This window comes from Blautia sp. AF19-1, from assembly GCF_003479155.1.
Lineage (GTDB): Bacteria > Bacillota > Clostridia > Lachnospirales > Lachnospiraceae > Fusicatenibacter > Fusicatenibacter saccharivorans.
The window spans coordinates 50,884-73,446 of record NZ_QUGQ01000012.1 but is presented as its reverse complement, the minus strand read 5'-3'; the positions used below and the strand labels follow the sequence as shown (position 1 = coordinate 73,446).

Below are 22,563 nucleotides of genomic sequence, written 5' to 3'. Positions count from 1 at the left end.
TTTCCGACACGCTCTCGTTCTCCTTATAACTTTTTCAGTTTTGCAAACGAAGCAAACATTTTCTTCGTACCAGCCTGGTCGAAGTTGACGGTAACTTCATAATCTCTTCCGCCGTCCACGATATCCGTGACAATGCCGACACCGAACTTGATATGGCGCACCGTATCCCCGATTTCGTAATCGAGTTTCGTCGCCTTCTGCGCGCTGAAGGTTTTCGCCTGCTGCGGCTTCTCGCGGAATGCCTGCTTCATCGCCGCATAGACGCTGCCTCTCGTCGGAATGTCCATCTTCGGCTTCCGGTCTTCGATCTCCCCGCGCTCCCGCTCCAGGGAAATCAGCTCCCGCGGAATCTCTTTGACAAAACGGGACATCTTGTTGTACTGCACTTCGCCGCGGATCATTCTCTGGCGCGCACACGTCAATGTCAGATGCTGCATCGCACGCGTGATGCCCACGTAGCAGAGACGGCGCTCCTCCTCCAGCTCCGACGGATCATCCCCGGTGATCGTCATGTAGCTTGGGAAAATACCATCCTCCATGCCGGCAAGGAATACGTTCGGGAACTCCAGTCCTTTTGCGGAATGCAGTGTCATCAACAGCACGTAATCGCTCTCCTCATCCACCGAGTCGATATCAGACACCAGCGCAACCTCCTGCAGAAAACCACCGAGAGATGGCTGTTCGGCGCTCTCCTCATAATCCGCAATCTTTGAAATCAGCTCGTCGATGTTCTCGATGCGGGCTGCCGCTTCTTCGGTTCCCTCCGCCTGCAGATCTGCTACATAGCCGGTCTCCTCGATGATTTCATTCAGCAGCTCTTTGACCGACAGATAATCTGCTTTCGCGCGGAGTACCTGTAAAAAGGACGTGAAGGATTTAATCTTATTTAAAGACCGCATCAGCCCCGGCACATACTCGGCCTCGAGAAGCGCATCGTAGAAACGGATGCCCTGCTCTGCCTCCCAGTCCTGCACTTTGTTGATCGTCGCCGCTCCGATACCGCGCCGCGGAACGTTGATGATACGCAGTACCGCAAGGTCATCCTCCGGGTTCTCGATCACACGCAGATACGCCAGCAGATCCTTGATCTCGCGTCTCGCATAGAAGTTGACACCGCCCACGATTTTATATGGAACATTTGCAAGCAGCAGTTTCTCCTCAAAAAGACGGGACTGTGCGTTGGTACGGTAGAGAATTGCATAATCACGATACTTCTTTCCCTCCGTGCGGACGCCGCGCGTGATTTCTCCTGCCACGTACTCCGCCTCCTCAAAACCGCTCTGGAACTGCCGCAGATCGATCAGGTCACCCTCCGGGTTCTCTGTCCACAGGCGTTTTGCTTTTCGTCCCTGGTTATTCGCAATCACTTCATTTGCCGCATTCAGAATATTCTGCGTAGAACGGTAATTCTGCTCCAGTTTAATGACCTTCGCATCCGGGAATACATGCTCAAAACTCAGAATATTTTCAATATTCGCCCCGCGGAATTTGTAGATCGACTGGTCATCATCGCCGACAACGCAGAGATTGCGGTATTTTGCCGCCAGAAGGCTTACAAAGCGGAACTGAACCGTGTTGGTATCCTGATACTCATCGACCATGATATAGCGGAACTGCTCCTGATAATAGTCGAGCACTTCCGGGAACTGCTGGAATAATTTTACGGTCTGTACCAGCAGATCATCGAAGTCCATCGCATTGTTTTTCTTTAACTCTGCCTGATACTCCGCATAAACTGCCGCATACTTCTGCAGCTTCCAGTCGATTCCCGCGTCAATCCGGTACTGGTCCGGCTCAATCATCTCATCCTTTGCGGACGAAATTGCCGCCATGATCGCACGGTCGCGGTACAGTTTCGGATCCATCTGGAGCCGTTTCATGATGTCCTTGATCAGCGATTTCTGGTCATCGGTATCGTAAATTGCAAAATTGTTGGCGTATCCCAGACGTTCAGCATGGCGGCGCAGAATCCGCACGCAGCTGGAATGGAAGGTGCTGACCCAGATCCGCTCCGATCCGTATCCCACGATTTTATCGACACGCTCACGCATTTCTCCGGCGGCCTTGTTCGTAAAGGTGATCGCCATAATATTCCACGGATTGACGCCTTTGTCCCGGATTAGGGAGGCGATGCGGTGCGTCAGTACCCTCGTCTTTCCCGAACCGGCACCTGCAAGGATCAGAAGCGGCCCTTCGGTGTACTCCACAGCTTCCATCTGCATCGGGTTTAATCCTGTTTCTGTCTGATTCATGTTCTTTCTCCTTCATCTGCTTCGAATCTTTTCACATGCATCTCAGTATATAACAAATCCGCCCCGGTTACAAGTAAGAACGAACATACGTTGCATTTTTATCATGGAAACTTTTTTCGCAAAGTCCTTGCTATCTGGTATTAAAAACTATATAATGGGAACAGTGAGGTGATAACAAATGACGATAGACTCAGATAAAATTCTTCATGATTTACTGAATTCACTGGATTCTCTCGAAGGCATCCGCCCGGGGGAAATCCCGAACATTGCTTTATATATGGACCAGGTCACGACCTTTATGGACGCACAGCTCGCTTCTTCGCGCCGCTTCGAGTCCGATAAGGTTCTGACAAAAACAATGATCAACAACTATGCAAAAAACAAGCTGCTCCCGCCGCCGGTCAAAAAGAAATATTCGCCGGAGCACATGATGCTTCTGGTTTTTATTTACTACTTTAAAAACATCCTCTCGATCACGGATATCCAGACACTGCTCGCCCCGATCACCGATCGGTATTTCGGCACGGAGAGCGGCTTTTCCATCAAAGATATCTACGACGAAATTTTCCAGATGGAAAAAGAAGAAATTGCATCCGTAAAAGAAGATCTTCTGAAAAAAGCGGATGTATCCAAGTCCATGTTCGGCAGCTCACCGGAGGAGGACCGGGAATTTCTCCAGCTCTTTTCGTTTATCTGTCTGCTGAGTTTCGATGTCTATCTGAAAAAACAGATGCTCGAGCACATGGTGGATGAACTGGCATCCCTCGCGGCGCCTTCTGATCCGAAAAAGAAAAATTAAGAACAAACGTGTAATTAAAAAAGACGGCTGCGTTGGAATCGCACCGTCTTTTTTGATTTTACACATTTTCTTTCTTTTCCATCCGTTCAAACACCATCTCATATCCGTCGTTTCCATAGCTTAAGGAACGGTTCACGCGGCTGATCGTCGCCGTGGATGCTCCCGTCTTTTCGGAGATTTCCAGATACGTTCTCTTCTCCCGCAGCATTTTCGCCACTTCAAACCGCTGCGACAGCGAAAGCAGTTCGTTGATGGTGCATACATCCTCAAAAAAAGTATAGCATTCTTCCTTATTCTTCAGACACAAAATTGCCTCAAAAAGCTGGTCTACTGCTTCTGAATGAAGTTTCTTGTTCATTTCAAGCCCTCCTGTACGAAAATTAAGTCCCCATCTCATTCTTATAACTCGGAATACTACCATTTTAGCACAGTAAAGTGTGAAATACAAGTCCTTTTATCCCTGCATCAGCAAAGCCTGTACCATCGACTCCCGCTGTCTGCGGTAATCGCTCGGCGAACAGGCCTTTACCGTCTTGAAGGTACGGTTGAAGGCACTTAAAGAAGAGAATCCGGAATTCATCGCCACATCCGTGATACTCATCTTTTTGTCGTACAGAAGCTCCTCTGCGCGTTTGACGCGTTTAGAATTGAGGTACTCATAGAATGTCATGTTCATGTACTGCTTGAAAATTCTGGTAAAGTGGAACTTGGAAAATCCGCTGACCGCAGCTACTTCCTCGAGAGAAAGATTCTCCATGTAATGGACATTGATATAACGGCAGGCGCTTAAAACAGCCTCTATATATTCCTGCTGCTTCATTGCCCCGAACGTATTCTGCGCGTTGGCATCCGAAAAGCCCTTGCGGCCAAACTCTGAAAAAAGCTCTTTGAGGCCGGTGCAGATTCTGTGCGTCATCACTGCGCCCTCATTATCGTATTCCCGCACCAGTTCCAGAATCTGGCTGCGTAGAAACAGATAGAAGGGATCTTCCTCATCCTCTTTTTTGAAGTAGATGGCCGGAAGCCGCAGGAAAATCGTTTCCATTTCTTCCTGATTCTCCACACAGCCCGGTTCCACCAGCATGACAATCCGTTCTCCCTGGGATACGAATCTCATTCCGTGTACAACGCCGGAATTGATCATAATGATGTCGCCCTCTTTGAGATTATAGCTGTCTTTTCCGACAACAACCTCATATTCGCCTCTGGTCGGCATGATAATTTCAATTGCGGTATGCCAGTGCTCCGGATAGCCTTCTGTCACGGTGTTGTGAAAGATTTCAAACGCCGGCGGGTTTGCTGCATTCCGGTCAAATGTTTTCCCATGTTCCACTTTCTTCATCTTATTTCTTACCCCTTTTTATTACAGCAGCTCTGTAAACAGATCTTTTACGGTCGGATAAATCTTTGCAAATTTCTGATACTGGCGCTCATATTTCTCAACCAGTTCCGGTTCCGGCTCGATGGTCTCTGTCACACGAACAATTTTTTCTGCCGCCTCTTCTACGGATGAAAAGACACCGCAGGCAACGGCTGCCAGCATGGCTCCGCCAAGTGCCGGGCCTTCCTCGGACTCAATACGGTCCACTTTGATGTTCAGCACGTTTGCGATCATGCGTCTCCACAGCGGGCTCTTTGCACCGCCTCCGCAGATTTTCGTTCTCTCGATCTGGATGCCGAGGGATTTTGCTACCTCAAAGGAATCGCGGATCGCAAAGGCAACGCCCTCGAGAACAGCCTGGGTCATATCCTCTCTTGTGGTGTCCATGGTCAGGCCGATGAAGGTTCCTCTTGCATCCGGGTTGTTGTGCGGGGAACGCTCGCCCATCAGATACGGCAGGAAGAAGACATTATTCTCGCCAAGTTTTGTGATATTCTCCTGCTCTTTTGTATATTCTTTTGTGCGGATAATTTCATCCATCCACCATTTGTTGCAGGAAGCTGCACTCAGCATGCATCCCATCAGGTGATAGTGGCCGTCTGCGTGTGCGAATGCGTGCAGGGCATTGTGGCTGTCTACGCCGAATTTGCTGCTGGAAATGAATACGGTTCCGCTTGTACCAAGGGAAACGTTGCACATGCCGTCGCCTACGGTTCCGGTTCCGACTGCGGCTGCTGCGTTGTCTCCGGCTCCTGCTACAACTTTACAGGTCTCTGGCAGTCCAAGTTCTGCTGCTACTTCCGGTTTTAAGGTTCCGACAGCGTCAAAGCTCTCATGGAGCTCCGGCAGCATCTCCAGGGAAATACCGCAGATTTCTGCCATCTCTTTTGACCAGCATTTGTTCTTGACATCCATCAGAAGCATGCCCGATGCATCGGAGTAGTCGCTTACGAATGCGCCGGAGAGACGGTATGCCAGGTAATCTTTTGGAAGCATGATTTTGCAGATTTTTGCGAAGTTATCCGGCTCATTTTCTTTCACCCAGAGAATCTTCGGTGCGGTAAAGCCTGCAAATGCAATGTTTGCGGTATACTCGGAGAGTTTTTCTTTTCCGATTACGGTGTTCAGATAATCGGTCTGTTTTGCGGTACGGCCGTCGTTCCAGAGGATCGCCGGGCGGATGACGTTATCGTTCTCATCCAGGATGACAAGGCCATGCATCTGGCCGCCGAAGCTGATGCCGGCTACCTGGGATTTGTCTACGTCTTTTACCAGCTCGCGGATTCCCTCTTTGCTCTGCTCCCACCAGTCTTCCGGTTTCTGCTCAGACCAGCCTGGATGCGGGAAATACAGCGGATACTCTCTCGATACAATATTTACAATTTTGCCTTCCTCGTCCATCAGAAGCAGTTTGACAGCGGAAGTACCAAGGTCAACACCAATAAAATACATGTCGAATCTCCTTTTTCTACTCTTTTTCAAAAAGGGCGGCAGCAGACCTAGATCTCTGCTCCGCCCTTTTGCTTATGCGTTACTGCATATCTTTCTTATTTTTCAGTGAATCTTCCGGAACGGATTAGCCCCACGGATTCTCTGTCGGGTAACGAACACCCTTCGGCTGGTTGTAGCCGATCTCATCTACTTCAACACCGAGCATTTTAAATACTTCGAATAACGGTTTTCCGAAGTGTCCGAATGCTACTGCGCCGTGATGCGGATAGTTTTTCTCTACCAGTACGTGACGGTAGAATCTGCCCATCTCCGGAATAGCGAAGATACCGATGCTTCCGAAGGAACGTGTTGCTACAGGAAGAACCTCGCCCTCTGCGATGTATCCGCGCAGTTTTGCGTCAGATGTGCTCTGCAGACGATAGAAGGTGATGTCTCCAGGAACGATATCTCCCTCGAGGGTACCCTGTGTTACTTCTTCCGGAAGGGTTCTTGCCATGATCATCTGATATTTCATAGAGCAGAATGCCAGTTTGGTGGAAGCGGTATTTCCGCAGTGGAATCCCATGAAGGTATCTTTTAAGGTGTAATCAAATTTGCCTTTGATTTCGCTCTCATACATATCCTTCGGAACGGTGTTGTTGATGTCGAGGAGTGTTACGGTGTCTTTGGATACAACGGTTCCGATGAACTCGGACAGTGTTCCGTAGATATCTACCTCACAGGATACCGGGATGCCCATCTTGGTCAGACGGCTGTTGACATAGCAAGGAACGAATCCGAACTGTGTCTGGAATGCCGGCCAGCATTTTCCGGTCAGGGTTACGTATTTTCTGGATCCTTTGTGTGCTTCGATCCAGTCTAACAGGGTGATCTCGTACTGAGCCAGTTTCGGCAGGATTTCCGGTTTCAGGTTTCCTTCGCCGAGCTCTTTTGCCATATCTTCTACGACTGCCGGGATTCTCTCATCGCCTGCGTGTTTGTTGAATGCTTCAAACAGGTCAAGCTCGGAGTTCTCTTCGATTTCTACGCCGAGGTTGTACAGCTGTTTGATCGGTGCGTTACATGCCAGGAAGTTGGTCGGACGCGGTCCGAAGCTGATGATTTTCAGGTTCTTAACAGCTACAACTGCAGTTGCAACCGGTACGAAATCTTTGATCATGGCTGCTACGTCTTCTGCATCGCCAACCGGGTACTCCGGAATGTATGCGTGCAGGTTGCGCAGTTTCAGGTTGTAGCTTGCGTTCAGAACGCCGCAGTATGCATCGCCGCGTCCGCCTACAAGGTCGTCGCCGGTCTCTTCTGCTGCTGCTACTACCATGCAAGGTCCGTCGAAGTATTTTACAAGCAGGGTTTCCTCGGTCTCCGGTCCGAAGTTTCCAAGGTATACAACAAGTGCATCACACTCTGCTTTTTTCAGGTCTTCGAGTGCGTTCATCATGTCGATTTCATTCTCGACGATGATTGGACATTCGTAGATTTCTCCGTCGTATGCTTTTACGACTGCTTTTCTTCTGTTCTCGGAAAGGCTGTTCGGGAAGCAGTCACGGCTTACTGCAACGATACCTAATTTGATTTCCGGTGTATTGTTGATCATTTTTGAAGATCCTCCTTTTTGGGTTTTCTTGGTTTTTGGTTTCTTTTTATGTTCAGAACTGCTCTTTTGGGGCAGTGTTTCTGATTTCTGGTTTTGTCTCTGGTTTTATTTTACCGAGAGGTTTTCTCCTTTGATGCCTGCTACGCTTCCAGCGATGTTTGCATCCGGGTGGCTTAAGAGCCATTTGTTTCTGGCGAAGAGCAGGTCGTCTTCCGGGGTGTGTTTTTCTTCCAGGGTGATGTCGGTATTGGTTCCTTTTGGAAGTACTACGACGCATTTGAAGCCGCTGGCTGCCACGTTGCATGGTGCGTAGTGGAGGGTGGTTGCGTAGACTTCAATGGTGGTTCCGGCCGGGATTAAGAAGGCCTCCATTTTGGATGAGTCGTAGGTGTGGTCTTCGGTGATGTCCTGTTCTTTTCCGAGGATCAGGATCAGGTCGGTTACGGCGATGTTAATTTCGCTGTCGCGGTGGTATTCTACGGCGTTCAGTAAATGGTTGTGGCCGTTGCAGTAGCCGATCTGGATCGGCATGCCGCCGTAGAGGCTGTCGGATACGGACTGGGCGCTTTTGCAGGCTTCGAGGCTTTCAATGGAAGGCTCGTAGACTACGTCGTCGGGACATGGGGTCTCGGACATGGCGGTGATGATGTCGCTGACGTCGAGGTCTTTGATGACTTTGCCGTACTGGCGGAATGCTTCGTCTGTTACTTTCAGAATCTGCATTGTTTTGGTGCTCCTTTCGTACAATTAGTTTAATGATTGAACTAATTGTAATATAGCACTTGTATGTACTTCTTGTCAACATGTATTTGGATGAAAAAACGGACGGGTTGACAAATAAGGGGGAGGTTGGTATACTTTAATACGTTAAAATAATAAGACGCTAGGGGAGCCTTTGGCTGAGAACGTGGGACAGGGATAAGCTCACGGACCCTCACTACCTGAACGGGATAATTCCTGCGTAGGGAAGCTGGAACGTGGTTTCGGATGTGATTCGGGACTGTGTTTTTATGTGAGCCCCTCCAAGCGGAATGCGAAGGAGGTTTTTTTATGAGTTTTTTTGTTACTGCTGACGGCGGACTGACGACGGCCGGTTATGTTGGATGCGTGGTGCTGATGGTGGCGCTGGTGGTGATTGCTTCGGTTCTTTCTGCTCAGAAGAGTAAGGGGACGGGAATGGATGCAAGGAAGCTGGCGTTTTGTGCGATGGGGATGGCGCTGGCGTTTGTGACTTCGTATGTGAAGGTGTTTGAGCTGCCGTACGGGGGATCGGTTACGTTGTTTTCGATGCTGTTTATTGTGCTGATTGCGAACTGGTATGGGGCGAAGACGGGTATTCTCGTTGGTTTTGCTTATGGACTGCTGCAGTTTATCCAGGGGCCGTATGTGCTGTCGCTGTTCCAGGTGTGCTGTGATTATGTGTTTGCGTTTGCGGCGCTGGGTGTGGCCGGATTCTTTGGAAAGAAGAAAAACGGGCTGCTGATCGGGTATATTGTGGCTGTGCTGGCGAGGGGATTTTTCCATACGTTAGGCGGATATCTGTACTGGATGGATTATATGCCGGAGAATTTCCCGCAGTCTTTGAAGGCGCTGTATCCGATTATTTACAACTACAGCTATCTGCTGGCTGAAGGTGTACTGACGGTGATTCTGATCTCGCTGCCGCCGGTGAAGAAAGCACTGCAGACGGTTGCAAGAACGGCACATGGTGCAAATTAAATAGAATTACGTGAAAAAATCCGGGAACGCATGATTTTGCGTTTCCGGATTTTTTACGTGGATATCAAAATTTACTGAGCACTCTCCTCTGCGGCTGTGTCGGCGGCGGAACTCATGGGGGTGATGACGATGTTTTCTACGCCGATTCCGGTTTTGCGGGTTACGATGTCTTCGATCTGGGCACGCTGTTCCTCGGTTACTTCTTTCATCGGAACGACGATGTCGGCGGTTTCGCCGGTCAGGTTTACGACGACATCGTTGAAGCCTTTGGCTTCGAGGAGGAGTTCGGTTGCCGACTCTTTTTCTACGAGTTCCGTCATTTCCACCATGCTCTGGACGGCGCTCTGGCGCTCGGTTTCGGAGAGGTTGGTGTTGTTGATGATTTCGTTTAAGGTGTCTTTATTCTGGGAACGGATCTGTTCCCGGTCGATTCTGGCCTGGGCCATGTATGTAGATGCCCCGGCAAGGACAGCCTCTCCCGGTGTTTCTGTGATGGTCCGCGAGGAATCGCCAGCGGCTCCGGCGTCCACCTCATCGGTGATGTCGGTGTCAAGGCTGGAGATGTCTTTTAATACGGTGCTTGTGTCTGCGGTGGTTCCGTCTGCCGTTCCTTTGGTGGACAGGGTGCTGTCCGCATAGTTGATGTATCCGGCGACGGCAATCATGATCGCAAGGGCGGTGATGATGACCTGGTTTTTCCGGAATTTTTTCTTTTTCCCGGCCGTCTTTTTCGGCGATGGTGTCTCTGCCATTTTCTCAGGTGCATTCATTTCCTGTTCTAATTTTTCCACGCATTTGACTCCTTTACTTCATTTTGACTACTTTAATCTTATTTGCGCCCACCTGAAATAATGCCATCACGGCCTCCTGAATCTCCTGTATCGTCACCGGGTTTCCCCCGCCTTCTGCGATAACGAGCACGCCGCGCACCGCCGGGTACTCCTCGGAAACCACATACGGTGTCTCGGCCCCGTTCTGTGTCTTTTCATAGACAGTTGCCTCATCCTGCGACGAGGATGTAACGCTTCCGGTCTCCTCTCCCTTCTTGTTTTCCTCCGTTGTGCTCCGCGTTGGGACATCTTTTTCCACAATCTTTTTTCCTGTGGATTCCAGCGTCACCACGACGTGCACTGCGCCCACACCGTCCATCTGGGAAAGTGCGTCACAAAGGCGCTGTTCCATCTCCTCCTGCACCGAAAGTCCCGCATCCCCCGCCGGACGCACAGCCGTCTCCTGCGGCTGTTCTGTCTCCTCACTGGTCTTTTTTGTTCCCGTCGGCAGCAGCAGGACAACGCCGATTGCCGCCAGCAGGAAGTACAGCATCCACTGCTCCTTTTTCTGTTTCCGGAAAAACGCCGCTGCCTTTTCCCTCATAGGCCTATTCCGAAATCTCTACCATAATATGCGCCGGATCGGTTCCGTAGACCTCACTTAAAACACTTTTGATCTCTGTCAGCTTTTCATCGAGCATTTCCCGCTGTTTTTTCTGTTCTTCGCGGTAAATGCTCGTCTGCCGCATCGGCGCTTCAATGCGGATCTCTTTTGCCTCACCGGTGTTTCCCGGCTCCAGCGTTACCGAAACGGCTGCCCCCGGAATGCCGCTCTCTGACAGATACATCCGGATCTGGCGCTCCGTCTCTTTTTCCCAGGCGCCCACGTAATACTGTTTTTCAAAGCTTTCTGCACGAATCTGTACATTTTCCATTGCTGCTGCCTCCTCTTCCAGCGTCAGACGGTCGAGCGTCTGCGCCATTTTCTGCTCCAAACCTCCCGCTTTTAGCACGGGCTGGAAAAAAATCAGTACCATCACAATTCCAAGAAAAAACTGAACCGGCTTCTTGTCCTCCTTCTCCGGGATCAGGTTCAGCACAGTTGTCATAAAAATCAGAAAAATTGAAATATTCTTAAGCCACTGCAGAATCTCTTCTACCATGCCGCCTCCCGCCGCTGCCTGCCCAACTACACGCTAGAGCGTGTCTGAAAAACCATTTCCGCAAGCTGCAAGCCCCACTTTGCGGGAGATTTTACCCTCATTCGGTTGCCGTAGCCCGCTACGCCGCCCTCATTCGGATAAAATCTCCCACAAACTGGGACTCGCAGCTCACGAAAAGCCTTTTTCAGACAAGCTCTAGGAAAAAGTTCCCGCCAGGATTGCAATCGTCAGCAGAAACAGGACTTCTACGGTCAGAAGGAGACGCAGAAGCATCGCATATCCTTTTCCTGCCGCCGCAAGACATCCCGCGATCCGCTTGTCCGAGACGGGCTGTGCCGCCGCGGCGAGAAGGCGGAAGGAAAGACCCGAAACGAGAAGTTGAACGGCGGGGACCATGCCCGCTGCGAGCAGTACCAGCATTGCCGTCACGCCAAAGCAGTTGCGGATCAGCACCGCGGAGCCTGCCACCAACTCGGTTACAGCATTCACCGCATTTCCGATGCCGGGAATCATTCCGGCAGTCCGCCAGAGTGCCATCTGCCGCAGGGAATCGAGCGCCGGTGCGATCAGATTCCGGATCATCTGCATTCCCACAAGTACGCCGAGCGACGATTTTAAAAGGCCGTTCACGCAGGTTTCCAGCAGCTCTGTCATATGGGACAAAATCTCCTCGCCGGAAAGATCGTTTACAAGGGCGATGAGCAGATAGATATGGATCATCGGGAGGACGAGGGCGAGCAGAAGCTTTTCGACAGCCAGAATCACTAGAAGGAGCATCTGATAAAACATCACGGCTGATGATGCGCCCCCGGCGGCCGCGGCCGCCAGATAGTAGGATGGCGTCAGGATCCGCATAAAAGCGACCAGCGATGTGATGACAGCTTTCAGGTTTTCCCCGCTCGACTGGAAATTTTTCAGAATCAGTGCAAGCGCAAGCAGATAGACCATATAAAAACTGGCGTCCCTGACCTGTTTTCCTTCAAAGAGAGAGGAAAAACTGCCGAGCACCGCGCCTGCCAGAACGAGGAGAAACAGCTCCTTCATCAGCCCCTTCTGCGCAAGGAATGCTGTTTTGGCACAGGAGAGAACGGCATTTCCGGCACGGAAGGTGCGGAAGGGATCGCCATCCTGCAGAAGAGAACGCACCGTACCGGCAAAAGAAAACTGCTGGCTGGACAGCAGGCTGTCCACTTCCTGCTGGATTGCATCGAAGTCGAGTTCTGCAAGAAGTTCGTCCTGCGCTGCTGCTGCCTGATCCGTTTCGGTATCCGCTGCTTCGATTTTCTGCGTTCTTCCCGTTCCGAAAATGAGACACAGAAAAAGCAGCGCCATGCCCCATCCGGCTTTTTTACAGAAAATCATGAACCGTTTCCAGCAGAGCGAGCAGCACTGGCATACTGACGGCAAGGACCGCCAGGCGGGCGAACAGTTCAATCTGCCCTGCAATGGAAGAATAGCCCGCATCCTTACAGATCCCGGCGGAAAACTGCCCCACATACGTGATCCCAAGCATTTTCAGCAGCGTATTCAGATACGATGAGTCCACCGGGAGATACGATTTCATTTGTGCGAGCATGCCGAGCAGATACTGCATTTTTCCGACGGTCCCGGCAAGAATGCAGAGGCCGGCACCGACCGTCACAAGAAGGGCAAATTCCGGCTTTGCTCCCTTTACTGTGATTCCAAGCAGCACGCCCGCCGTGCCAAGCGCAGCGATCCGAAGTATATCCATATGATCCCCTCCGTTTTTTCTCTCTGCTCTTAAATTGTAAACAGTTGTTTGATGTCCTCAAACAGCGCGGAAATATAGGGAAGAATCCAGAACAGCACAAGCACAAGACCGGCAAGGCTTGCAAGAAATGCCTGTTCTTCCCGGCCGCTGTGTTTTAATACCTGGCACAGGACCGATACCAGAATCCCGACTGCCCCGATTTTAAATAGAATCCCGACCTCCACGCCTGCTCCTCCGTTTTCAGACACGCCCTAAACCAGAATCAAAAATAAAAAAAGGCCTCCCATGATTCCAAGACTCTGACAGAGCCTCTTCCTTTCCGGCAATCCTTTCTGCAGTTCCGCGATCCGCTGCACAAGGCGTGCCTCATACCGGTCCAGATTCGCCTTCTGCATGGCGCGGTCCCCAGTGCCAAGGCTGCATCCGGCCTCCTGCAGCTCTTCTTTTTCTTCTTTTGTAAGGCGTGTATCCGCCAGGTGGACTGCCGTATTCTCTTCCAGAATCGCCGGCAGTGTCTTTCCGTCCGGGCGGCGCATATCCTCGGAAATATCCTGTAAAAAATCCCGGTACGGATCCCGCATCCGCCTTCCCGTCTCCCAGAACGCATCCGGCAGCGGGGAAGCCGCCGTCACAATCTCTCCACGCAGATACTGGATAATTTTCTGCAGTGTTTCCAGATCTTTCACATGGGCCGACAGCGCCGCACTCTTTGCAAAGCCGATCCCGACGCAGGCAAGAGAAGCCGCCAGTAAAACTGCAAGCCGCATCACAGAAACGCCTCCCTTCGGTACAGTGTCGTTCCTCTTCCGTCAAAAATAGCCTGTACACTTCCGGCGCGGGGTTTCGCATCCAGCACGATGTACCGCTCGAAAACGTGGGATTCCACGAGGCGGTTCAGGAGAGGCTTCTGCTTCATATCCTCCATGGAATTGCCATGCACGGTCGCGAGCAGCTTGCACCCGCAGTTAACGACGGACTCGATCGCACGGATGTCCTCGCCCGTTCCGATCTCATCGACTGCCACCACATCGGGCGACATGGCGCGGATCAGCATCATCATGCCCTCCGCCTTCGGACAGCAGTCGAGCACATCGGTGCGGATGCCGACATCATTCTGCGCAACGCCGAGATAGCAGCCTGCGATCTCGCTCCGTTCATCGACCACACCGACGGTCAGCCCCGGATACGGCGACTCCCCGTCCGAAATCTGGCGGATGATATCGCGCAGCATCGTCGTTTTACCGCAGCCGGGTGCGGAGACAATCAGGGTGTGCAGGAAACGGCCGTCTTCCCAAAGGTACGGCATCACTCGGTCCGCGCAGCCCTTTTTCTCATGAGCAACCCGCACGTTGATGCAGGATATATGGCTGATGCCTTTCACCTTTTCCCCTTCGATTACCGTCTTTCCGGCAATGCCGATCCGGTGGCCGCCCTCCACGGTCAGAAAACCCTGCCGCAGTTCATCCTCGTAGGCATAGAGGGAAAAACTTCCTATGTAATCCATCGTATCGCGGATATCCGTCGGTGAGACGGGATAACCTTTCTCCCACTCCCCGGTCAGTGCTCCGTCCGGGGTCAGAAAGTACTCCTGATCCTTTGCGACCACCAGAAGCGGCGCGCCGGTCCGCAGACGGATTTCCTGCAGGTCATCGGCCAGCAGATCTGTGTTTTTCAGAATTTTCCGTATATTCGCAGAAAACAGGCGCAAAAGTTCCCTTTGCTCCTGTTTTTTCTCTGGCGTAACAATATCCTTTTGTCTTCCTGTCCTTTTCATCTTCACCACCTCTTATCGTTATATATATGAGATGGCGGGACAGGTTATGCACGGTTTTTATGATTCTATTCTTTTCATGCAGATTTTCACGGGCTCCGCTGCCCAGACGGCGCCTTCATATCCTTTCTCCGGACTGAAATGCGTGCAGAAGCCCTCTTTCTTTTCCATTCCAAGAGAACCCGAAAGACCGGTTCCCCTCCACTTGCCGTAGCTCTCCTCCTCGGTCCAGATCCGGAAAAACAGCGTTTCAGCATTCTCCGCTGCGGCAAGGCGTTTCTGGTCTTCGGCGGAAAAATACCGTTCTGCCATGCGCTCCCAGGCAGCGCGGCGGTGCTGCTGCAGATCCATGCCGATCGGAATGGAAGCAAAAGCGCAGGCAGCGTATTCCCCCGAATGAGAAATATTAAAACAGATCTGCGGATGCCCTGGCAGGTACGGTTTTCCGTGCGCATTCCGTTCGATCGTTATCTTTTCTCCATCCAGCCCATACTGTTCCTGCATTCCCATCCGGAACAGCTCCCATCCGCACTGCGAGAGTTCCCGTTCCAGCTCTTTTTTTTCGCCCTCCGGCTGTGTAATTTTTTTCAGATAAACTACCGTCTCCTGCATCCTGCTTCTCCCTCTTCATAGAAAAAGAGACCGCGAAGCCTTTCAACTTTCGGCTCCCCGGTCTCTTCTCGAAAATTCTTTCTTATGCGTTTTTACCGCAGCAGTATTTGTATTTCTTTCCGCTTCCGCACGGGCATGGATCGTTTCTTCCGATTTTTTTGCCTTTGATTACAGTGCCGGATTTTTTCTGCTCCATGTAAAGCGTTTTCTTCTGCTCTTCTGTGAAGATCTCATCCCACATCGGCAGGTTGTACAGCCAGTCTGCTTTTGCGTCTACCATGTTTTTGTATAGAAGCTCTTTATCGTAAGCCAGTGTAACAACGGTATCCTCTTCCATCTCCTCGATCGGGTTCGGGATCACAAGGCTGTCGTTGATGCCGTCCAGGAAACCAACCATGGTCATAACGTCCACTTTGTATTTCTCTGCCAGCTCTTTTACGGTTCCTTTTACCACTTCATCCGGGTTGGAAAGAAGCTGCTCGTAAATGTTTTTCTCAATCAGGAAATAATTGGTCCAGAACTGCTGGAGCTGTTTTTTGTCTGCTTCCTGATTATAGGCGATATCACGCCAATTCTGTAATAAACTCATGTTATTATCCATCCTTTATCTGTTTCTCTGAGCGCGTTTTTTCGCGCCGTCCCCTAGCGGGATTCCGGTTTTTGTAACACGCTTTAGTATATCGGAAAGTCCGCAGAAAATCAACCTTTTTCTTCTTCCTGCTCCAGAATCGGGATTCTGGTATCGCCGAGCGGAATTCCTCTGTGTTCCACCGATGTAGAGAACACGATCTGCGTCTTCGTTCTTCCAAAATGCTGAAGCTGGCCGATAAACTGATCCAGCTCAGATGTCGTGTGGAACACAACCTCCATCAGCATCGAATAGTCGCCGGTCACGCAGTTGCACTCGATCACATTCGGACAGTCGGTGATGTACGGATAGAATTCCTTTTTCCGCACCGGCTCAACCTCCAGATTGATGAATGCCTTGATCCGATAGTCGAAAACCTCCGGGTTCACACTCGCGCGGTAGCCGGTGATCACCCCGTCCTTTTCCAGGCGGTCGATTCTCGCCGAAACCGTCGGCGAAGTGAGACTTACCTTGTCTGCAATACTTTTGAGCGGAAGCCTTGCATCTTCCTGCAGCAGTTCCACAATTTTCCGGTCTGCTGTATCCAGTTCACGTTTCATTCCCTCTCCTTACGTTCCTCCTGCTCTCCTTTTTCTTTCGGAGGCAGTCTCTTTACCACCGTATTTTCCACGCGGTGTTCTTTGACCCGCATGACCTTGATCCAGAGATCGTCGGTCTCGAGTTCAAACTGGCTGCCGTCATCCGGAACCGCACCGAGTTCACCGAAAATGTAGCCGCCGAACGTTTCATATTCATCGACCGGCAGTTTGATCTTCAGTTCCTCCGCCACATCATCCAACGAGGCACTTCCCATGATTTTCCAGGTGTCTGTGGAAATCAGCTCAATTTCCGATGGCTGCCCGATCTCCGCCTCATCATTCAAGTCCCCGACAAGCTGCTCGATCAGATTACGCACGGTGATAATTCCATCCATGCCGCCGTACTCATCCAGAACCACGGCAAAATAATTGCCGGTCTTTTTCATGTTCTGGAACAGCGTGGCAGCCTTGATGTTTTCAGGAACAAAATAAGGCTGTTTGATTGCTTCTTTCATGACATGATCGCGGTCCTTGGTGCGAAGCCGGAAATAATCCTTGGCATCCAGAACGCCGATGATATCGTCCACAGTTTCGCCGCAGACCGGGTAATACGAGTGGCGGCTCTCATGGATGAGCTGCTCCCACTCCTCAATCGAATCCTCCACCCACAGAAGATCCACATCGGTCCTGTGGACGCAGATTTCGTCGATCGTCAGATCATCGAACTCAAATACGTTCTGAATCATATCTTTTTCTTCGTTGTCGATGGTACCTTTTTCGCTGCCGGCATCTACCATCATACGGATTTCTTCCTCTGTTACCTGATCATCGTCCTCGTTCGGGTCAATGCCGAAAAGGCGCAGGATACCGTTTGTCGATACCGTTAAAAGTCCGACCAGCGGGGCAAAAATTTTCGAGGCGGTGGTCACAAGACCGGATACGCCAAGTGCGATTTTCTCAGAGTTGTGCATCGCAAGACGCTTTGGCACGAGTTCACCGAAAATCAGGGTAATATAGGATAAAAGCAGCGTAATCAGCACGACGGCAATGGCATCCAGCGTCTTTTCCGGGATCTGCACGCCCGCATCCACCAGGACCGAGACGAATCTGCCCGAAAAGTTTTCTGCCGCAAAAGCACTTCCTAAAAATCCGGAGAGAGTGATGACAACCTGTATGGTTGCGAGGAAACGCGACGGCTGCTCCGTCAGACGGAACAGCTTCGCCGCTCTTTTGTTTCCCTCCTGTGCCATTTTTTCCAGTTTAGCGTCGTTACAGGAGACCACAGCGATCTCCGCGCAGGCAAATACCGCATTGACCGCTATCAATACGACCTGCAAAAGAATACTGCCGACTATGTCACTGTCCAAACGTTTCAAACCTCCTCAATATTATTTATGCGTTTTTCAAAAATGCCACATAGGCCTTCTTGGCCTCGTAAACATCTGCTTTGCTGGTTACTTCCCATGGAGCATGCATGCTGAGAACCGGTACACCGGAATCAATCACTTCCATACCGTACAGAGACATGATGTAGGCGATGGTTCCGCCGCCTCCGACATCAACTTTACCAAGCTCTGCTGTCTGCCAATTTACTTTTGCATCATCAAAGATAGCGCGAAGAGCTCCGACGTACTCTGCATTGGCATCGTTTGAGCCACTCTTTCCGCCTGCTCCTGTAAATTTGTTAATTACGATACCTTTTCCGAAAAATGCAGCGTTTTTCTTCTCAAATGCTGCTGCATACAACGGATCAAACGCTGCACTTACATCGGAAGAAAGCATTCTGGAAGAAGCCAGACATCTCCGAAGTGCAAGCTCCGTTCCCTCACCTGCAAGTGCAAGCAGCTCTGCCATGGTGTTTTCGAAGAAATGAGACTGCATGCCGGTTGCTCCGACGCTTCCGATCTCCTCTTTGTCTACGAGCAGGCAGCAGGATGTCTTCTCCGGTGCTTCCACCTCGAGCATTGCGACAAGAGAAGTGTATGCGCATACACGGTCATCCTGGCCGTATGCAAGAATCATGCTGGCATCCATACCAAGCTCACGCGCTTTTCCTGCCGGTACAATTTCAAGCTCTGCGGAGAGGAAATCCTCTTCTTCGATGCCATACTTGTCGTTTAAGAGCTTTAAGGTCATGGCTTTCACTGCATCTTTCTCTGTTCCTTCCAGCGGCTGGCTTCCGATCAGAAGATCGAGGTTCTCGCCCTCTACTACCGTACTTGCCGGTTTGGTCTGCTGCTCTCTGGAAAGGTGAATCAGGAGATCTGTCACACAGAATACCGGATCGTTATCATCCTCGCCGATGACTACATCCACTACTTCGCCATCCTTCTTGGCTACAACACCGTGGATTGCAAGCGGAAGCGTTACCCACTGCCATTTTTTGATGCCACCGTAATAATGGGTATCAAGATATGTAAATCCGTTGTCCTCATACAGTGGATTCTGTTTTACGTCAAGACGCGGAGAATCGATGTGCGCACCGAGAATATTCATACCCTCTGTCAGAGGCTTTGTTCCGATCTGGAACAGGGCAATGGCCTTCTTCATGCATACAGCATAAACCTTGTCACCCGGTTTTAACGCACGATTTTCTTTTACATAGGTGTCGAGGCTTACGTATCCGGCCTCTTCTGCCTGACGTACACTTTCCTTTACACACTCGCGCTCCGTTTTTCCGTGATCCAGGAATGCGCGGTAGCCGGCGTTTAATTTTTCCAGCTTTTTCATATCTTTTTTCTTGTACTCATTCCATGCTGTTTTTCGTTCCATAGCTTTTCTCTCTTTCTGTTTTCTTTCTATGATCCGTTCGTATTTTTTTGCTCCGGTCATAATTGCGATCTCTTTCATTATAATCTGTTTTGATGGGAAAAACAAGGACTTTCGGCTGTTAGAAAAAAGCCCCACAGCGAACCGTTTTTTCGGTTGCAGCGGGGCTTTTAAGGGGAGGATAAGTATTTCCTTATTTTTCTTTTGTATCATCGAACAGGGGAATTTCGATGACACTGTTATTCTCCCCTGAATGTTCACTTTTATACATTTCTTGTAATTATTTTTTGATCAACAGCAGAAAAATCCTCTTCCGCCGCAGCAACAGCAATTGCAGATGGCATTGATTGCCATACATTCACAGCACCATTTTCCGAGATCACCTGCACTTCTCTCATAGCCGTAACCGCTTCCCATGTCGGAATACCACTGGCCGCTGCCCTGGAGCTGGTTTAAAAGCTGCTGGTACTGCAGATTCTGCGGTTCTAATTTGACTGCCATCTCGGCATCCTGCACGGCATTGATGTTGTTGCCGAGGCGCGAATTTGCGATCGCATGCAGGAAATACCATTTTCCGCTGCGGTCGGAAATGTCGTTCAGCACGTTCATCGCCTCGCGGAAGTGGCCGCTGTTGATGTAGTTGGCTGCCGCCTGCAGCCGCATTTCCTGCTCGGAATTTCCATAATCATTCCGTGCGGAGCCGCCGTTTCCGTACGCGCCGCCGAATGGGTCGAAGCCGCCGAACGGGCCATAGCCGCCGTAAGCATCTCCGCCATACGACGAACCTCCGCTCTGGTACGAGGTGCCGTGCTCGCGTTCATCCATGATCTGTTTGTACGCCTGCTGCACCTGTTTGAATTTTTCTTCTGCTTCTGCTTTATTCGGATTATTGATATTGGCATCCGGGTGATACGTCCGGCTGAGTTTTCGGTATGCTTTTTTGATTTCATCGTCCGAAGCCCCGCGGGACACGCCCAGCACCTCATATGGATCTGTCATCAGTCTTTATTTCTCCTCTTTTTGGCGCTCTTTTGCGCTTTTTCGCATTTCGTATTTTTCCCAGATACCAGCATACAATATATTTCGCAGAATGTCTACATTTTCCAGGATCGGAAGTTTTTCAAATGCACGCGACGCTTCCGCCGTCATCATCAGCAGGATTTTTTCTGCGGTTTCCTCGAAGTCCGGCTGATCGGCGATGGACAGAAACGGGTTGTAGTTTCCGCTCTTTTTATCTTTTTCCACGTCATCAAGCGCATCCATCAGGTAAATGAATTTTCCGATGTAAAAGCCGACCTGGCGCAGATCATCGCTCCAGATGTCCTCCTCCGGTATATAGATCTCCGCCATCACCTCTCCGGTATAGCCCGCCGCAAGATCGAGGTCTGGATTGTTTTCCTTCTCGCATGCATGCAGCTTTTCGAGGTAATCCTGCACTGCTTTCGTCTGGCGCGGATACGATGCCTCGATGCGTGTCACAGATTTTTTCAAAGCCTTTGCCGCTGTAAACGCCGCGTAGTTTTTCTCGTCCTCCCAGTCATCCAGCAGATTGTAATAGGCGAGCAGCACGTTCATGTCTGCGCAGTATTTTGTGTATTTGTTCCGCAGGCATTTATGTTTTTTGCCGGGATGAAGAAAGCAGTAATGCTCCTCTTCTTTTGTCTCACACTCATAAAGCCCGGTCAGCAGGATGGAAAGAAATGTCATATCAAACGTCAGCATCGCCTGACCCTTTTTTCCATACGCCTCTTTGATATCCTGACACAGACCGCAGTAGTATGCCTGATATTTGTTGTAATCTTTGACTTTCAGGTCATCCTTTCGGATGGTCACATAACCAAACATGAATCGCACTGCTCCTTTTTATCAGGTGTTTTTGATGAATTTTGTTCCGCATTTCGGGCAGCGGATCTCGATGTGGCCTTTTCCTTTCGGCACACGCACCTGCTGATGGCAGGACGGGCAGCGGAAGTAGCAGTGCTCTTTATCCTTGAATGCACGGGTTCCGCCTCGGAAGAATCCGACGACGCGGTTTTTCAGTTCCAGGAATTTCTGGTTTTCCGCATACCGTTTGGAATGGTTCTTGGACATGATGCGCACATCCGCCCAGACGATCAGGACGAATGCCAGGGTGTAGATAAGGGAGCTCCGTACAACCGCTCCGAAAATCATCATGGCAACTGCCGCCCACATCATAAAATTGCCCAGCTGATCGATGCCGTAGCGGCCGTACATCAGGCGGGAAAGTTTTTCTTTCAGTTTATCCATTTTGTTCTCGTTTCTCCTTTTTCAAAGTATATGCCAATACTCTATCCCTTTTGAGGGAAAAAAGCAATCGAAAGCGCCATTAATTTTTTCTAAAAAATTCTTAAAACTTGCGGTGGATGTTTCTTTTCAACTGTGCTACACTTGGTTATGTTTCTTTATATTTTATTTTCAGTAAACGATCGGAGATTTTTATGAAACGACTCAAACAGATCGGCGCCCTTCTCGCCATCGCGGTCCTGATCGGATTCGGGCTTGGCGCCATGATTTTTGCGTTTATCGACACGCCGTTTGCACACAAGGCGCTGACAGTCTGCCTCTACTGTGCAATTACCGTACCAGTGCTCATCTATGCCATGATGCTGGTTGCCAAGGTTCTGTCGCACCGCGATGAGAACGACAAATCAGACAAAGGAGAAAAACAGTCATGATTGATACCATTATTTTTGATGTAGGCCGCGTACTCGTCAACTGGGACTACGAGTCCTATCTGAAACGCTTTGCTTTCGGTCCGGAAAAGACGAAAGCAATCGCCGCCGCAACCTTCGAAAGCCCTTACTGGCGCCAGTTCGACCGCGGAATTCTCGCGCCGGAGGAGATTGTAAAAGGATTCTGCTCCCTCGCCCCGGAATACACCGAAGAAATCAAAGAGGTTTTCGCCCACTGCGAGGAAACCATCACCCCGCTGCCGTATGCAGAAAGCTGGGTACGCTCCTTAAAAGAAAAAGGCTACCGCCTCTACATCCTCTCCAACTACTCCGGAGACCTCTTCGAGCGCACCAAAGAGAAAATGCCCTTCCTCCCCTACATGGACGGAACCCTCTTCTCCTACACCTGCCACCTGGTCAAACCGGAACCCGAGATCTATCAGTACCTGATCCGAAAATTCTCCCTCATACCGGATCACTGCGTATTTCTTGACGATACGAAAGAAAACATCGAAGCCGCCAAACGGGCAGGAATTCATGGAATTCATTTTACCGGCTATAAAGATGGCGTGGAGCAATTGAAAAAACTTGGCATTTAGTCAAAGCGGATATTTGCAATCTGCTTCGCTACTTGCTTGATTCGGTTAAAAAAGCCCTAGAGTTGCGATCTCCGGGGCTTTTGGTGTATC

Annotated in this window: 26 protein-coding genes, 2 pseudogenes and 1 riboswitch; of the genes and pseudogenes, 5 read left to right on the top strand and 23 right to left on the bottom strand. The window is 50.4% G+C overall.

The genetic code is table 11. The annotated features are described in order from the left end of the window. Positions 1–23: 23 nt before the first annotated feature. On the bottom strand, positions 24–2,252 hold the full coding sequence (gene pcrA, locus DWX26_RS09650; protein WP_022463205.1) for a DNA helicase PcrA: 2,229 nt from the start codon (positions 2,250–2,252) through the stop codon (positions 24–26). Positions 2,253–2,430: 178 nt separating this feature from the next. Between pcrA and DWX26_RS09645 the strand changes: the two genes are divergently transcribed. Then, positions 2,431–3,051, top strand: coding sequence for a DUF1836 domain-containing protein (locus DWX26_RS09645; RefSeq protein ID WP_022463204.1), 621 nt, complete (start codon positions 2,431–2,433; stop codon positions 3,049–3,051). A 58-nt stretch (positions 3,052–3,109) separates the two neighbouring features. On the opposite strand, the gene DWX26_RS09640 is transcribed toward DWX26_RS09645, so the two are convergent. The 5 genes from DWX26_RS09640 to DWX26_RS09620 form a co-directional block, all read right to left on the bottom strand. Next, the gene (locus tag DWX26_RS09640; RefSeq protein WP_022463203.1) at positions 3,110–3,409 is read right to left on the bottom strand and encodes a YerC/YecD family TrpR-related protein; all 300 of its coding nucleotides are present in this window, start codon (positions 3,407–3,409) and stop codon (positions 3,110–3,112) included. A 96-nt stretch (positions 3,410–3,505) separates the two neighbouring features. Next, positions 3,506–4,393, bottom strand: a complete 888-nt coding sequence (locus DWX26_RS09635) for an AraC family transcriptional regulator (protein ID WP_118601334.1) — start codon at positions 4,391–4,393, stop codon at positions 3,506–3,508. Positions 4,394–4,414: 21 nt separating this feature from the next. Next, a complete protein-coding gene (gene xylB, locus DWX26_RS09630; RefSeq protein WP_022463201.1) occupies positions 4,415–5,884 on the bottom strand; it encodes a xylulokinase in 1,470 nt (489 codons plus the stop codon). A gap of 124 nt (positions 5,885–6,008) precedes the next feature. Beyond that, positions 6,009–7,475, bottom strand: coding sequence for an L-fucose/L-arabinose isomerase family protein (locus tag DWX26_RS09625; protein ID WP_055221457.1), 1,467 nt, complete (start codon positions 7,473–7,475; stop codon positions 6,009–6,011). Between the two features lie 108 nt (positions 7,476–7,583). Continuing rightward, positions 7,584–8,201 (bottom strand): DUF4867 family protein, encoded by a 618-nt coding sequence (locus DWX26_RS09620; protein ID WP_055221409.1) that lies wholly within the window; start codon positions 8,199–8,201, stop codon positions 7,584–7,586. Between the two features lie 152 nt (positions 8,202–8,353). Continuing rightward, positions 8,354–8,463, top strand: a riboswitch (TPP riboswitch). Positions 8,464–8,528: 65 nt separating this feature from the next. On the opposite strand from DWX26_RS09620, the gene DWX26_RS09615 reads away from it, so the two are divergent. Beyond that, entirely contained in the window at positions 8,529–9,197 is a 669-nt protein-coding gene (locus DWX26_RS09615; RefSeq protein WP_055221407.1) for an energy-coupled thiamine transporter ThiT, read from the top strand. A gap of 71 nt (positions 9,198–9,268) precedes the next feature. Here the strand turns inward: DWX26_RS09615 and DWX26_RS09610 are convergent, their stop codons facing one another. The 3 genes from DWX26_RS09610 to DWX26_RS09600 are packed head-to-tail and all read right to left on the bottom strand — an operon-like array spanning position 9,269 to position 11,130. Beyond that, positions 9,269–9,988, bottom strand: a complete 720-nt coding sequence (locus tag DWX26_RS09610) for a SpoIIIAH-like family protein (protein ID WP_243030613.1) — start codon at positions 9,986–9,988, stop codon at positions 9,269–9,271. A gap of 13 nt (positions 9,989–10,001) precedes the next feature. Further along, positions 10,002–10,571, bottom strand: coding sequence for a stage III sporulation protein AG (locus DWX26_RS09605; RefSeq protein WP_117762190.1), 570 nt, complete (start codon positions 10,569–10,571; stop codon positions 10,002–10,004). A 4-nt stretch (positions 10,572–10,575) separates the two neighbouring features. Then, positions 10,576–11,130 carry a stage III sporulation protein AF gene (locus DWX26_RS09600; protein WP_022463195.1) on the bottom strand — a complete coding sequence of 185 codons (555 nt, stop codon included), beginning with the start codon at positions 11,128–11,130 and terminating at the stop codon, positions 10,576–10,578. 14 nt (positions 11,131–11,144) lie between these two features. Between DWX26_RS09600 and DWX26_RS17725 the strand changes: the two are divergent. Beyond that, a pseudogene (locus tag DWX26_RS17725) lies at positions 11,145–11,273 on the top strand (DUF6783 domain-containing protein); the annotation flags it as partial. Here DWX26_RS17725 and DWX26_RS17720 read toward each other — a convergent pair. The 14 genes and pseudogenes from DWX26_RS17720 to DWX26_RS09535 form a co-directional block, all read right to left on the bottom strand. Then, positions 11,223–11,354, bottom strand: a pseudogene (locus tag DWX26_RS17720) (DUF6783 domain-containing protein); the annotation flags it as partial. The pseudogenes DWX26_RS17725 and DWX26_RS17720 sit on opposite strands and share 51 nt — an antisense overlap. Then, the gene (locus DWX26_RS09595; protein ID WP_055221402.1) at positions 11,326–12,492 is read right to left on the bottom strand and encodes a stage III sporulation protein AE; all 1,167 of its coding nucleotides are present in this window, start codon (positions 12,490–12,492) and stop codon (positions 11,326–11,328) included. The pseudogene DWX26_RS17720 and the gene DWX26_RS09595, both read right to left, overlap by 29 nt. Then, complete coding sequence (locus DWX26_RS09590; protein ID WP_055221401.1) at positions 12,479–12,862, bottom strand: SpoIIIAC/SpoIIIAD family protein; 384 nt, start codon at positions 12,860–12,862, stop codon at positions 12,479–12,481. The genes DWX26_RS09595 and DWX26_RS09590 overlap by 14 nt, the downstream gene beginning before the upstream one ends. A 29-nt stretch (positions 12,863–12,891) precedes the next feature. After that, the gene (gene spoIIIAC, locus DWX26_RS09585; RefSeq protein WP_022463192.1) at positions 12,892–13,086 is read right to left on the bottom strand and encodes a stage III sporulation protein AC; all 195 of its coding nucleotides are present in this window, start codon (positions 13,084–13,086) and stop codon (positions 12,892–12,894) included. 27 nt (positions 13,087–13,113) lie between these two features. Then, positions 13,114–13,629: a stage III sporulation protein AB gene (locus tag DWX26_RS09580; protein ID WP_055221399.1), complete on the bottom strand. Its 516-nt coding sequence runs from the start codon at positions 13,627–13,629 to the stop codon at positions 13,114–13,116. Continuing rightward, positions 13,629–14,636 carry a stage III sporulation protein AA gene (gene spoIIIAA, locus DWX26_RS09575; protein ID WP_117762191.1) on the bottom strand — a complete coding sequence of 336 codons (1,008 nt, stop codon included), beginning with the start codon at positions 14,634–14,636 and terminating at the stop codon, positions 13,629–13,631. The genes DWX26_RS09580 and spoIIIAA overlap by 1 nt, the downstream gene beginning before the upstream one ends. 57 nt (positions 14,637–14,693) lie before the next feature. Continuing rightward, positions 14,694–15,245 carry a 4'-phosphopantetheinyl transferase family protein gene (locus tag DWX26_RS09570; protein ID WP_117762192.1) on the bottom strand — a complete coding sequence of 184 codons (552 nt, stop codon included), beginning with the start codon at positions 15,243–15,245 and terminating at the stop codon, positions 14,694–14,696. 82 nt (positions 15,246–15,327) lie between these two features. Further along, on the bottom strand, positions 15,328–15,834 hold the full coding sequence (locus DWX26_RS09565; RefSeq protein ID WP_055221393.1) for an SEC-C metal-binding domain-containing protein: 507 nt from the start codon (positions 15,832–15,834) through the stop codon (positions 15,328–15,330). 110 nt (positions 15,835–15,944) lie between these two features. Then, positions 15,945–16,421: an Lrp/AsnC family transcriptional regulator gene (locus DWX26_RS09560; protein WP_055221452.1), complete on the bottom strand. Its 477-nt coding sequence runs from the start codon at positions 16,419–16,421 to the stop codon at positions 15,945–15,947. Positions 16,422–16,429: 8 nt separating this feature from the next. Continuing rightward, on the bottom strand, positions 16,430–17,779 hold the full coding sequence (locus DWX26_RS09555) for a hemolysin family protein (RefSeq protein ID WP_243030611.1): 1,350 nt from the start codon (positions 17,777–17,779) through the stop codon (positions 16,430–16,432). A gap of 25 nt (positions 17,780–17,804) precedes the next feature. Next, a complete protein-coding gene (locus DWX26_RS09550; protein WP_055221450.1) occupies positions 17,805–19,184 on the bottom strand; it encodes an aminopeptidase in 1,380 nt (459 codons plus the stop codon). 288 nt (positions 19,185–19,472) lie between these two features. Continuing rightward, entirely contained in the window at positions 19,473–20,180 is a 708-nt protein-coding gene (locus DWX26_RS09545) for a DnaJ domain-containing protein (protein WP_055221390.1), read from the bottom strand. A 6-nt stretch (positions 20,181–20,186) separates the two neighbouring features. Continuing rightward, positions 20,187–21,026: a DUF5685 family protein gene (locus DWX26_RS09540; RefSeq protein ID WP_055228501.1), complete on the bottom strand. Its 840-nt coding sequence runs from the start codon at positions 21,024–21,026 to the stop codon at positions 20,187–20,189. 21 nt (positions 21,027–21,047) lie between these two features. After that, a complete protein-coding gene (locus DWX26_RS09535) occupies positions 21,048–21,449 on the bottom strand; it encodes a hypothetical protein (RefSeq protein ID WP_117762193.1) in 402 nt (133 codons plus the stop codon). 191 nt (positions 21,450–21,640) lie between these two features. On the opposite strand from DWX26_RS09535, the gene DWX26_RS09530 reads away from it, so the two are divergent. Both DWX26_RS09530 and DWX26_RS09525 read left to right on the top strand, forming a co-directional pair. Further along, positions 21,641–21,877, top strand: coding sequence for a hypothetical protein (locus DWX26_RS09530; RefSeq protein ID WP_022463181.1), 237 nt, complete (start codon positions 21,641–21,643; stop codon positions 21,875–21,877). After that, positions 21,874–22,473, top strand: a complete 600-nt coding sequence (locus tag DWX26_RS09525) for an HAD family hydrolase (protein WP_117762194.1) — start codon at positions 21,874–21,876, stop codon at positions 22,471–22,473. The genes DWX26_RS09530 and DWX26_RS09525 overlap by 4 nt, the downstream gene beginning before the upstream one ends. Positions 22,474–22,563: the final 90 nt, after the last annotated feature.